At 51.3% G+C, this 12,637-nt stretch carries 9 protein-coding genes; 5 read left to right on the forward strand and 4 right to left on the reverse strand.

Features of this window, described 5'->3' with window-relative positions; all coding sequences use genetic code 11:
• Positions 1-134: 134 nt before the first annotated feature.
• The 4 genes from lolA to EPIR_RS06885 all read left to right on the forward strand — a co-directional run bounded on the left by lolA (position 135) and on the right by EPIR_RS06885 (position 4,929).
• Positions 135-746, forward strand: a complete 612-nt coding sequence (lolA, locus tag EPIR_RS06870) for an outer membrane lipoprotein periplasmic chaperone LolA (protein ID WP_023654607.1) — start codon at positions 135-137, stop codon at positions 744-746.
• Positions 747-753: 7 nt separating this feature from the next.
• Entirely contained in the window at positions 754-2,097 is a 1,344-nt protein-coding gene (locus EPIR_RS06875; RefSeq protein ID WP_023654608.1) for a replication-associated recombination protein A, read from the forward strand.
• Between the two features lie 95 nt (positions 2,098-2,192).
• Positions 2,193-3,485 (forward strand): serine--tRNA ligase, encoded by a 1,293-nt coding sequence (gene serS / locus EPIR_RS06880; RefSeq protein ID WP_023654609.1) that lies wholly within the window; start codon positions 2,193-2,195, stop codon positions 3,483-3,485.
• A gap of 292 nt (positions 3,486-3,777) precedes the next feature.
• Positions 3,778-4,929, forward strand: coding sequence for an MFS transporter (locus EPIR_RS06885; protein WP_023654610.1), 1,152 nt, complete (start codon positions 3,778-3,780; stop codon positions 4,927-4,929).
• Between the two features lie 31 nt (positions 4,930-4,960).
• Here the strand turns inward: EPIR_RS06885 and pflA are convergent, their stop codons facing one another.
• From pflA to ycaO, 4 genes are all read right to left on the reverse strand, one after another.
• The gene (gene pflA / locus EPIR_RS06890; RefSeq protein ID WP_023654611.1) at positions 4,961-5,701 is read right to left on the reverse strand and encodes a pyruvate formate lyase 1-activating protein; all 741 of its coding nucleotides are present in this window, start codon (positions 5,699-5,701) and stop codon (positions 4,961-4,963) included.
• 127 nt (positions 5,702-5,828) lie between these two features.
• Entirely contained in the window at positions 5,829-8,111 is a 2,283-nt protein-coding gene (gene pflB / locus EPIR_RS06895) for a formate C-acetyltransferase (RefSeq protein ID WP_023654612.1), read from the reverse strand.
• 86 nt (positions 8,112-8,197) lie between these two features.
• A complete protein-coding gene (gene focA, locus EPIR_RS06900; protein ID WP_023654613.1) occupies positions 8,198-9,055 on the reverse strand; it encodes a formate transporter FocA in 858 nt (285 codons plus the stop codon).
• A gap of 404 nt (positions 9,056-9,459) precedes the next feature.
• A complete protein-coding gene (ycaO, locus tag EPIR_RS06905; protein ID WP_023654614.1) occupies positions 9,460-11,217 on the reverse strand; it encodes a 30S ribosomal protein S12 methylthiotransferase accessory factor YcaO in 1,758 nt (585 codons plus the stop codon).
• 308 nt (positions 11,218-11,525) lie between these two features.
• Here ycaO and serC point away from each other — a divergent pair, with 308 nt between their 5' ends.
• Positions 11,526-12,611, forward strand: coding sequence for a 3-phosphoserine/phosphohydroxythreonine transaminase (gene serC, locus EPIR_RS06910; protein ID WP_023654615.1), 1,086 nt, complete (start codon positions 11,526-11,528; stop codon positions 12,609-12,611).
• The last annotated feature ends 26 nt before the right edge of the window (positions 12,612-12,637 follow it).

A 12,637-nucleotide genomic window follows, 5' to 3' on the forward strand; every position in this document is an offset into this window, starting at 1 on the left:
TCTATCACCATATCTTAGGGTATGTTCGGAGGAATCAGTTTTTTCTCCTGTTGTTCCAGTCACTCCCTGGCTAAAGTTATCCCTGTCACGCTTAACCCGAAAGGGGATACAAGAGCTTCAATAAGGATGCCGTAATGAAAAAATTAATCATTTCCTGCTGTCTGCTGGCGACTTTTTCTGCTGCTGGCGCGTGGGCGGATGCAGCAAGCGATCTGCAACAGCGTCTGGATAAGGTGAAAAGCTTCCACGCCACCTTTGACCAGAAAGTGACAGATGGCAGCGGTTCATCTGTGCAGGACGGCGAAGGTGAGATGTGGGTGCAGCGCCCGAATCTATTTAACTGGCACATGACCACGCCTGATGAAAGTATCCTTATCTCCGATGGAAAAACCCTGTGGTTCTATAATCCATTCGTTGAGCAGGTCAGCGCCAGCCTGCTTAAAGATGCCACCAGCAACACGCCGTTTATGCTGATAGCACGCAACCAGGCCAGCGACTGGAAACAGTATCATGTGGCACAAAAAGGTGACGATTTCTCGCTGACGCCCAAATCAACAGATGGCAACCTGAAACAGTTCACCATCAACGTGGCGCAAAACGGAACCATTAATCAGTTCAGCGCGGTTGAACAGGATGGGCAGCGCAGTAATTATGCCTTGAAAAGCCAGCAGAACGGGCCGATAAGCGCCGACAAATTTAAGTTCACACCGCCGAAAGGCGTGACCGTGGACGACCAGCGACAGTGAGGTTTCCGTGAGTAACCTGTCCCTCGACTTTGCCCACAATGAGTTTCAACCATTGGCCGCACGCATGCGGCCACGCACGCTGGCTGAATATATCGGCCAGCAGCATCTTCTGGCAGTGGGGAAACCGTTGCCGCGTGCCATTGAAGCCGGGCACCTCCACTCCATGATTTTATGGGGGCCGCCGGGAACGGGTAAAACTACGCTGGCGGAGATTATCGGTCACTATGGTCAGGCGGATGTTGAACGCATTTCTGCCGTTACCTCCGGGATAAAAGATATCCGCGAGGCAATTGAGCGTGCGCGACAAAGTCGCCATGCCGGACGCCGCACGATTCTGTTTGTCGATGAAGTCCATCGCTTCAATAAAAGCCAGCAGGATGCCTTCCTGCCGCATATCGAGGATGGCACCATCACCTTTATTGGTGCCACGACGGAAAATCCTTCGTTTGAGTTGAATTCTGCTCTGCTATCCCGCGCCCGCGTCTACTTATTGAAATCGCTAACCAGTGAAGATATTGCGGCGGTGCTCAACCAGGCAATGCAGGACAGCGAGCGCGGTTATGGTAAGGACAACATTGTATTGCCAGACAACACCCGCGATATGATTGCACAACTGGTTAACGGCGATGCGCGCCGGGCGCTGAATACGTTGGAAATGATGGCCGACATGGCCGAGGTTAACAAGAAAGGCAAGCGTGAACTGACCTCGACCTTACTCAATGAAGTTTCCGGGGAGCGCAGCGCACGCTTCGACAACAAAGGTGACCGCTTCTACGACCTGATTTCGGCCTTGCATAAGTCGGTACGCGGATCGGCACCGGACGCCGCCCTGTACTGGTATGCGCGTATTATCACGGCGGGGGGCGACCCGCTTTACGTCGCACGTCGTTTGCTGGCGATAGCCTCTGAAGATGTGGGCAATGCCGACCCACGTGGCATGCAGGTGGCTATTTCTGCCTGGGACTGTTTTACCCGCGTTGGGCCGGCAGAAGGGGAGCGCGCTATTGCGCAAGCAATCGTCTATCTTGCCTGCGCCCCGAAAAGCAACGCGGTGTACAACGCTTTCAAGGCGGCAATACGCGATGCGCGTGAGAATCCTGATTATGATGTTCCTGAGCATTTACGTAATGCGCCAACCAAATTGATGAAAGAAATGGGGCTGGGAGCGGAATATCGTTATGCCCATGATGAAGTTAACGCTTATGCCGCTGGTGAAAGTTATTTTCCGCCGGAGCTGGCCCATACGCGATATTATCAGCCAACATCTCGCGGGCTGGAGGGTAAGATTGGTGAAAAGCTTGCCTGGCTAGCCGAACAGGATCAAAATAGCCCGACAAAACGCTACCGCTGATCGTAGCGTTGCGGTAAGGTTAGTAATGAAATCAATACATTCACAGGGTGGATGTGTCCCCTCTTTTTTATTCAATAACTATTCACAGGACAACCATGCTCGATCCCAATCTACTGCGTAATGAGCCAGACGCAGTCGCTGAAAAACTGGCACGCCGGGGCTATAAGCTGGACGTTGACACGCTGCGCGCGCATGAAGAGCGCCGCAAAGTGCTACAGGTTGAAACAGAGAATCTGCAGGCCGAGCGTAATTCACGATCCAAATCCATCGGCCAGGCCAAGGCACGCGGGGAAGATATCGAGCCATTGCGTCAGGAAGTGAATGCGCTGGGTGAGCGTTTGGATGCGGCGAAAGCAGAGCTGGATGCGCTGCTGACCAGTATCAACGACTTTTCAATGGCGATCCCAAATATTCCGGCTGATATAGTACCACTGGGCAAAGATGACAGTGAAAACCAGGAAATTTCCCGCTGGGGTGAGCCGCGTACGTTCGACTTTACCGTGCGCGACCATGTTGAGCTGGGTGAGATGGCTGCTGGTCTGGATTTTGCCGCTGCGGTGAAGCTCACCGGTTCACGTTTTATCGTGATGAAAGGCCAGATTGCGCTGATGCACCGTGCTTTGAGCCAGTTTATGCTCGATCTGCACACTGAGCAGCATGGCTACCAGGAAACCTATGTACCTTATCTGGTCAATCAGGCCAGCCTTTATGGCACCGGGCAGTTACCGAAGTTTGGCGAAGATCTTTTCCATACGCGTCCGCTGGAAGAAGAAGCTTCAAGCAGCAATTATGCGCTGATCCCCACTTCCGAAGTGCCGTTGACCAATCTGGTACGCGATGAAATTTTGGAAGAAGAAACGCTGCCGCTGAAAATGACCGCGCACACGCCTTGCTTCCGTTCCGAAGCCGGTGCCTATGGCCGTGATACGCGTGGTTTGATCCGCATGCACCAGTTCGATAAAGTAGAAATGGTGCATATCACTCGCCCGGAAGATTCGATGGATGCGTTGGAAGAGTTGGTGGGGCATGCTGAAAAAGTCCTCCAGCTTTTGAACCTGCCGTACCGTAAGGTGCTGCTATGTACCGGTGATATGGGCTTTGGTGCACAAAAAACCTACGATCTGGAAGTGTGGCTGCCAGCGCAGGATACCTACCGTGAAATATCTTCCTGCTCAAATATGGGAGATTTCCAGGCCCGTCGCATGAAAGCGCGCTGTCGTCCTAAGGGCGAAAGCAAAACCCGTTTAGTGCATACCCTGAACGGTTCTGGTCTGGCAGTCGGTCGTACCCTGGTTGCGGTACTGGAAAACTATCAGCAGGCCGATGGTCGTATTGAAGTGCCGGAAGTTCTTCGCCCTTATATGAAGGGTTTAAGCTCTATTGGCTAAATCTGCATGCTGATATCCGGTGACAAAACCCGCCCCCGGCGGGTTTTTTTATGGCTGCGGTTAAGCAAAATAAATGATGGATAATTTCCATCTCATTCTTTCTTGTTTCAGTTAATACAACAAGTTAATTGATTTTCAGTAATAATAAGGCTGTTTCTGGATCTGAGCAGATAAAAATCTTAAATCGGCCAAGTGCAAATTGTGCTATTGCTAATGTATTACGCTTCTCCAATCGTCAGTGCAATGGCATGATGCGCGCAAATTATCCCCCTCGTTTTGGTTATTCACTACTATGTCTACCTGGTCACGCCCTGTACGGGTATTGCTTTGCGGCCTGCTGCTGCTCACGGTTTCTATTGCCGTGCTCAATACCTTGGTTCCTCTGTGGATGACGCATGACGCCTTGCCAACCTGGCAGGTGGGCATCGTTAGCTCCTCATACTATTGTGGCAATCTGCTGGGTACGTTAACCGCTGGCTGGGTGATTAAACGATACGGTTTTAACCGCAGCTATTATCTTGCATCACTGATATTTGCGCTGGCGATTGTCGCGTTGGGATTAGGCACTAACTTTGGATTATGGGCGCTGTGGCGTTTTATTGCCGGAATAGGTTGTGCGCTGATTTGGGTGGTGGTCGAAAGTGCGCTGATGTGCAACGGAACTGTGCGTAATCGTGGGCGCATGCTGGCAGCCTATATGATCGTTTATTACCTCGGCACCGTAGTGGGGCAGCTGTTAGTGAGCAAGGTTTCTACCGAAGTCATGTATGTGCTGCCGTGGGTAACCGGGGTAGTGTTAGCGGCAATGCTCCCGCTGGTATTCTGCCGCGTAACGGCGAATCAGGGCGAAGAAGAGTCGCCGGCAGGGCGGATGTGGCCGATGTTGCGCCGCCGTAGCGCTCGTTTAGGCATTAATGGCTGTATTATCTCCGGTATTGTACTTGGCTCCCTGTACGGTTTAATGCCGCTTTATCTTTCACATCTAGGCATGAGCGACGCTGGGGTCGGTTACTGGATGGCGTTACTGGTCAGTGCAGGTATTATAGGTCAATGGCCGATTGGTCGCCTCGCGGACCGCTATGGCCGCCTGCTGGTACTGCGTGTACAGGTGTTTGTGGTTATTCTGGGCGCCCTGGCCATGCTAAGTCATGCCGCTATGGCTCCTTCGCTATTTATCCTCGGCTGTGCCGGGTTTACCTTATACCCAGTCGCCATGTCCTGGGCTTGCGAAACGGTGGCCAACCACGAGCTGGTGGCGATGAACCAGGCGCTATTGCTAAGCTATACTTTGGGTAGTCTGGTTGGCCCGGCAATGACATCAATATTAATGCAAAATTACTCCGACAGTCTGCTGTTTGTCATGATTGGCGGCGTGGCTTTGGTCTATCTGGTCATGCTACTACGAAAAGCCGATCGCCAGGCAACGCCGATCGCACACGCGTAAGCAAACGGGCAGCCACAGGGGGCAGGCACGGTTAATACACCACGCTGTGCCCATAGCTTTCCAGAATGTGCTTTACCCGCTCCATCGTTTCGGCTGTGGGCGGGTGTACACCTTCGAGCCCGTATGCCTCTCCCATTGACAGCCATTTATGCTTGCCAAGCTCATGATAGGGAAGTAGTTCTATCTTCTCTACGTTGGCCATATCGCGGGTGAACTCACCGAGTTGCTGCGCCGATTCATTGTCGTCGGTGTAACCCGGAACCACCACATAGCGTATCCAGGTGCGAATGTTGCGCCGCGCCAGATAGCGGGCAAAATCGAGCGTACGGCGGTTAGAAACGCCCACCAGCGGTTGGTGTATTTCATCATTGACCTGCTTGAGATCCAGCATCACCAGGTCGGTGACATCCAGTAGTTCGTCTATCACTTCATCATAGCGGCGCACGAAGCCGTTAGTATCAAGGCAAGTATGGATCCCCTTTGCACGGCAGGCGCGAAACCAGTCCCGGACAAATTCAGCCTGCAAAATAGCTTCGCCGCCAGAGGCGGTCACGCCACCACCGGAGGCATTGATAAAGTGACGATAGGAGAGGACGTCACTCATCAAATCCTCTACGCTAACTTGCTTACCTCCATGCGTATCCCAGGTATCACGGTTGTGACAGTACAGGCAGCGCATCAGGCACCCTTGAAAAAAGGTAATAAAGCGAATGCCGGGACCGTCAACGGTGCCACAGGATTCAATTGAGTGAATGCGTCCAGTTATTGACATGGCGATGATTTCTCCAGGTGACACGGTCTTGAGCCGTGTTAAGTCTGTTTTGCCGGTAGTCTGATTCAGGCTACCGGCAAAACAACCTGCCGGGGCGTTCAGGCTCCCTTGCGGGAGCCGGACCCGCTTACATAGATTGCGTAAAGGTGCGAGTGATCACATCCTGCTGTTGTTCTTTGGTTAGGGAATTGAAGCGCACGGCATAACCAGAGACACGGATAGTCAGCTGTGGGTATTTTTCCGGGTTTTCCATCGCTTCCAGCAGCATATCGCGGTTCATCACGTTGACATTGAGATGCTGTCCTCCCTCAATGCTGGCTTCGTGGTGGAAATAACCGTCCATTAACCCTGCGAGATTGGCTTTGCGGACATCGTCACTTTTCCCCAGAGCGTTCGGCACAATAGAGAAGGTGTAAGAGATACCGTCCTTAGCATAGGCAAACGGCAATTTTGCCACCGAGGTCAGCGAGGCAACGGCACCCTTCTGATCGCGCCCGTGCATCGGGTTGGCCCCAGGACCAAATGGTGCCCCTGCGCGGCGGCCGTCAGGCGTATTACCCGTTTTCTTACCATAGACCACGTTAGAGGTAATAGTCAGGACGGATTGCGTTGGAACGGCGTGACGGTAAGTCTGCATTTTCTGAATTTTCGTCATAAAACGCTCAACAAGATCGCAGGCGATGTCATCCACGCGTGCATCATTGTTACCAAACTGTGGGTATTCTCCTTCGATTTTGAAATCAATCGCCAAACCGTCTTCATCACGAATGGTAGAAACTTTGGCATATTTGATCGCTGACAGTGAGTCAGCCGCGACCGACAGCCCCGCAATTCCGCAGGCCATAGTGCGATAGACATCACGATCGTGAAGCGCCATAAGAGCAGCTTCGTAACTGTATTTGTCGTGCATGTAGTGGATGATGTTAAGTGCGGTAACGTACTGTTTTGCCAGCCAGTCCATAAAGTGATCCATGCGATCCATCACTTTCTCGTAGTCCAGCACTTCATCCATCATCGGAGCTTCTTCAGGCCCGACCTGCATTTTGAGTTTTTCATCCATGCCGCCGTTAATGGCGTAAAGCATGGTTTTTGCCAGATTGGCGCGCGCACCGAAGAATTGCATCTGTTTACCGACGATCATCGGGCTGACGCAGCAGGCGATAGCGTAGTCATCGCTGTTGAAGTCCGGTCGCATCAGATCGTCATTCTCATATTGCAGAGAAGAAGTATCGATTGAGACTTTTGCCGCATACTGTTTGAATTTCTGCGGTAGTTTTTCCGACCACAGTATGGTCATGTTGGGTTCCGGTGAAGGCCCCATGGTGTAGAGAGTATTCAGAAAGCGGAAAGTGCTTTTGGTGACCAGAGTACGACCATCAACGCCCATACCAGCCAGCGATTCGGTTGCCCAGATTGGGTCTCCAGAGAACAATTCGTCATATTCTGGCGTGCGGAGGAAACGCACCATACGCAGTTTCATCACCAGATGGTCGATCAGCTCCTGCGCTTGTTGTTCATTGATGACGCCGGCTTTAAGATCGCGTTCGATATAAATATCAAGGAAGGTTGAAACGCGGCCAAATGACATTGCCGCACCGTTTTGTGATTTCACCGCCGCCAGGTAGCCGAAGTAGGTCCACTGTACCGCTTGCTGTGCGTTAGTCGCCGGCCCGGAGATATCGCAGCCATATTTTGCCGCCATCTCTTTCATCTGTCGCAGGGCAAGATGCTGCTCTGCAATCTCTTCGCGCAGGCGAATGGTTGCTTCCAGATTAACGCCATTTTCCAGATCGTCCTGGAGCGATGTGAACTGAGCAAATTTGTCTTTCAGCAGCATATCAATGCCGTAAAGCGCCACGCGGCGATAGTCACCGATAATGCGGCCACGGCCATAGGCATCTGGCAAGCCGGTCAGCACACCCGATTTACGGCAGCGCAGGATATCCGGCGTATAGACATCGAACACCCCTTGGTTGTGAGTCTTACGGTATTCAGAAAATACTTTCTTCAGCGACGGATCGAGTTCCCGGCCATATACCTTGCATGAGCCTTCAACCATCTTGATCCCGCCGAAGGGGATAAGAGCGCGTTTTAGCGGGGCATCGGTTTGCAGACCAACGATTTTTTCCAGCTCGCGGTTAATATAGCCAGCATTGTGTGAGGTGATTGTCGAAGCCAGGTCCGTATCGAAATCAACCGGCGCGTGGGTGCGATTTTCAAGCTTGATACCTTCCATCACCTTATCCCACAGGCTGGTGGTCGCTTCGCTTGCCCCGGTGAGAAACGCTTCGTCACCTTCATAAGGGGTGTAATTTTTTTGGATGAAGTCACGCAAATCGACACTGTTTTGCCACTCGCCCGGTGCAAAGTGTTGCCATGCTGCTGCCATCTTTTGTTTGAGATCAGTCATTAGATACCTACCCTATAAAGTAAAATCCGTTGTGTCGTCTCGCCGAAGAGCTACATCAGGCGATGACAAAATCCAGTGAGGAAAAATTAACGACGATCGCCATCTCGTAAATAAATGACCCAGTAAGTCAGCCCAACCAGCAAACCACCGCCGATGATATTGCCGAGCGTCACGGGGATCAGGTTGTCGTTGATAAACTGGCTAATGGTGAGATGTGAAAACTGCCCGGCAGTTGTGCCTGTAGCGATCCAAAAATCCGGTGCAGAGAAATTTTTAATAATGATGGCCATCGGAATAAGAAACATATTGGCGATGCTGTGCTCAAAACCGCTGGCGACAAACATCGCCACTGGCAATATCATCGCGAACATCTTATCCAGCAGACTGCGGCCGGAATAACTCATCCATACCGCCATGCACACCATCAGATTGGCAAGAATGCCCAGACATACTGCCTCCACGAAGGAGTGATGCATTTTGTGGTCGGCAGTTTGAAGAACATTCAGTCCCCATGCCCCGTTAGCGGCCATATGCTGCGCGGCAAACCAGACCAAAGCGACAAAGAAAATTGCACCGATAAAATTACCGACATAAACCAGCATCCAGTTGCGTGCCAGTTGTACCCAGCTAATGCGCCCGCTGGCCTTTGCCACTACCGTTAAGACGGTGGAGGTAAACAGGTCAGCGCCGCAGACCACCACTAGCATCAGGCCCAAAGAGAAGCAAACGCCGCCAATCAGTTTTGCCAGCCCCCACGGAAGGGCCTCACTGCCTGTTGTGGCAGTGATATAGAAGGTGAAAGCAATGGAAATAAATACTCCAGCTGTAATAGCGAGGAAAAAGGTCGTAAAGGGATGTTTCGTAGCCTTGTAAACACCAGCTTCTTCAGCAATTTTCGCCATTTCAGAAGGTACGATGAGATCAAAGGGGTTGCCCGCATTCACTCTAAGATCCTCCCGGAAGTCGTCAACCAGGAAAGCCTAACAAAGGTGGCAATGGGAGGAATTGATATGGATCATACTGGTTTGGTATAGGCTGGGTGAAGGGTATCAGGAACGGGAAGAGTGAAGGCTAAGTTTATGTTTTTTAATTATTAAATAATTTTTATTTTTTAAAATTTATTTATAGAAGTATCTGTAAAGTCATAGCAGCCTACCTGTTTTCACCCGCATTACCAATCGGGGAAGAGGGTAGAATTCACATATTTATTGCTTTGTACTCATTTGATTTTTCATGGCAAGATAAAATACTGACGATAAAAAAGGCAACCGTTTTCACGGTTACCTTTCTTTGATAGCGCGTCAGAGCAGCATCACTGTGCTAAAAACAGTGTGATATTTTGGCGATATTATTTCCAGTAACGGCGTTTAGCTACCTGAAGTTTTTCATAAGCAGCCAGCAGGGACTGGTGCGCCGGGAATGCTTTCAGATCGCTATCCACGTTCTGCAAATCATAGAACGGTGTTTCACCCGAAATAGCGGCCGATGCTGCATCTACAGCGCTCTGACCATACATGCGTACAAAAGCGCCATAGTACTGCTGCGGATCGCGTTCTTCTTCCTGACTTAGCAGCAGCAGCGTCTGTAAACAGCGGTAGTAGTTTGCACGTTCTGCGCTGAAGATCGATTGGTTGAACTCCATAGTCCATTCGGTCCAGATGAGCGCCTGTTGCAGGTCTCCACCCGCCAGAGCCAGCATGGCTTTTAGTTCGCCAATACGCAGCGTATACCAGCCATTATCTTTGCCTGTTGCCAGGCCCAGCAGTTCGCGCACGCGGGTGAAGTCGTCGTGGCCATCTTCGTCCAGCTGTTCTAACAGCGACAGGTAGTCTGCCTTTTCCCAGCTGTTTTCCGGCAGGCTAAGCAAGGTGTCACGCAGGTAAGCGCCCATGCTGTTATTGGCCAGCAGCAGATCTTCTGCCGGGTAGATATCGGACATGCCCGGAACGATGATACGGCAGGCGTAAACATCAAGATGTTCGTAATCAGCAATATAAACTTCCTGACCTTCCGACTTAAAGATAGCCATCAACGTGGCGAATTCTTCTTCAGTAGAACCTTTAAAGCTCCAGTCCGCGAAGTCGTAATCGGCATCGTCCTTAAACATATCCCAGGAAATCAGGCCGCTTGAGTCGATGAAATGGGTTTCCAGATTAGCATGTTCTGCCACTTCCTCATCGTCAAAGGTTGGCGGAGTAAAGACGTCCAGATCCTTCAGGCCGCGCCCTTGTAACAGTTCGGTGACGGTACGCTCCAGGGCCACGCCAAAGTCTGGATGTGCACCGAACGAGGCAAAACAGGTACCGTTCGCGGGGTTGAACAATACCACGCAGATCACCGGATACTTGCCGCCCAGTGAAGCATCGTAAGAGAAGATTGGGAAACCTTCTGCTTCAAGCGTCGCAATCGCTTCCACTACGCCAGGATAGCGGTTAAGCACCTCTTGTGGAATGGTTGGCAGGCTGATGGATTCGGCGATAATACGGTTCTTAATATGGCGTTCAAACACTTCTGAAAGGCCCTGTACGCGGGCCTCGTTGGCGGTATTACCCGCCGACATGCCGTTCGACACATACAGGTTGCCGATGATATTCATCGGGATATAGACGGTTTGAAGGTCCGACTGGCGGGTAAAAGGCAGGGCGCAGATACCCCGTGCGGCATTACCAGATTGCAAATCGACCAGTTCGCTGGCGCTGACTTCATTTTCCGGGTCATAGAATTGACGCAGACGCGCATCAAGAATGCCATCGGGCAGCTGGTCATCATCCGGCAGTGGGAACCACTTCTCGTCAGGGTAATGGACAAAATCGTCGTTGGCGATCTGTTGGCCCAGCCAGAAGTCTGCAAAGAAATAGTTGGTGGACAAACGTTCAAAATACTCACCCAGCGCAGAGGCCAGCGCCGCTTTTTTGCTGGCACCTTTTCCGTTTGTGAAACATAGCGGGCAGTCGCGGTCGCGAATATGGACTGACCAGACGTTCGGAACCGGGTTCAGCCAGGATGCCTCCTCAATATTGAAGCCGAGATCCTGCAATTTTTGCTGAAAGCGTGCGATGGAAACTTCCAGCGCGGCGTCTTTGCCTGGAATATAAGTTTGAGTCATTTTGCCCACTCGTGATTGATTGTGCGGAAAGCGCGCAATGATACGGGTTTTCCGCTGGAATCGCTATCTGGCAGCGGAAATTTCATAGCGGGAAGATTGCCATATTTCAGTGAAAAGTGAACCAGGTCGTTCTGTTATCAGGATAGTGCCTCACAAAATATCGTCCTCTGTTACATTTACCCTACAAGCTGTTGCGGCACTCCCCGTAGAACCAGGTTGTTTAGCGGATAAATTATTGCAGCAATGGGGTGGCAATGATAAAACCGATAAAGGAATCAAACCGATTGTTCTGAAGGTGGTGAGGGGAAATGAGTCAGATTTTCAATTTTAGCTCTGGCCCGGCTATGTTGCCGGTAGAAGTGCTTCGTCGTGCTGAGCAGGAACTTTGCAACTGGCATGGTTTAGGGACCTCCGTAATGGAGATCAGCCATCGCAGTAAAGAATTTATTCAGGTTGCTGAAGAGGCTGAAAAAGATTTTCGCGATCTGCTGAAGATCCCCTCCAACTACAAAGTTTTATTCTGTCATGGCGGTGCGCGTGGGCAGTTTGCAGCGGTGCCGTTAAATTTGCTGGGTGAGCACAGTAAGGCGGATTATGTTGATGGCGGCTATTGGGCAGCCAGTGCAATCAAAGAGGCGCAAAAATACTGTACGCTTAACGTGATTGAAGCCAAAACGACGCTAAAGGGCCTGCGTGCGATTAGCCCGATGAGCAGCTGGGCGCTTTCCGATGATTCTGCCTACGTTCATTTTTGCCCGAATGAAACGATTGATGGTATCGCTATCCATGAAACACCCGACTTCGGCGATAAGACCGTTGTTGCCGATCTCTCATCTACGATCCTCTCGACGCCGATTGACGTGAGTCGCTATGGCGTGCTGTACGCCGGAGCACAAAAAAATATCGGTCCTGCTGGCTTAACGCTGGTGGTGGTGCGTGAGGATCTGCTGGGCCAGGCGCGTAAAGAGCTGCCTTCCATCCTTGATTACAAAGTGCTGGCGGAAAACGATTCAATGTTTAACACCCCTCCGACCTTTGCATGGTATCTGTCTGGTCTGGTATTTAAATGGCTCAAAGAACAGGGGGGCGTTGGTGAGCTGGACAGACGCAATCAGGCTAAAGCCGACCTGCTTTATGGTACCATCGACAGCAGCGACTTTTACCGCAACGATGTGGTTGCTGCTAACCGTTCGCGCATGAACGTGCCGTTCCAGCTGGCGGATGCAGCGCTGGATAAACTGTTCCTTGAAGAGTCATTTGCTGCCGGATTACATGCCTTAAAAGGTCATCGGGTTGTCGGTGGTATGCGTGCTTCGATCTACAATGCGATGCCCCTGGAAGGGGTAAAAACGCTCACTGACTTTATGGTCGACTTCGAACGTCGTCACGGCTAAGGTACATCCGCAACCATAGCAGGCTT

Source organism: Erwinia piriflorinigrans CFBP 5888 (assembly GCF_001050515.1).
Taxonomy (GTDB): Bacteria; Pseudomonadota; Gammaproteobacteria; order Enterobacterales; family Enterobacteriaceae; genus Erwinia; species Erwinia piriflorinigrans.

Excerpts from the sequence above, each read along its gene's own strand:
- lolA (WP_023654607.1), top strand. The coding sequence starts at position 135 with ATGAAAAAATTAATCATTTCCTGCTGTCTGCTGGCGACTTTTTCTGCT.
- serS (WP_023654609.1), top strand. The coding sequence starts at position 2,193 with ATGCTCGATCCCAATCTACTGCGTAATGAGCCAGACGCAGTCGCTGAA.
- EPIR_RS06885 (WP_023654610.1), top strand. The coding sequence starts at position 3,778 with ATGTCTACCTGGTCACGCCCTGTACGGGTATTGCTTTGCGGCCTGCTG.
- pflA (WP_023654611.1), bottom strand. The coding sequence starts at position 5,701 with ATGTCAATAACTGGACGCATTCACTCAATTGAATCCTGTGGCACCGTT.
- pflB (WP_023654612.1), bottom strand. The coding sequence starts at position 8,111 with ATGACTGATCTCAAACAAAAGATGGCAGCAGCATGGCAACACTTTGCA.
- ycaO (WP_023654614.1), bottom strand. The coding sequence starts at position 11,217 with ATGACTCAAACTTATATTCCAGGCAAAGACGCCGCGCTGGAAGTTTCC.
- serC (WP_023654615.1), top strand. The coding sequence starts at position 11,526 with ATGAGTCAGATTTTCAATTTTAGCTCTGGCCCGGCTATGTTGCCGGTA.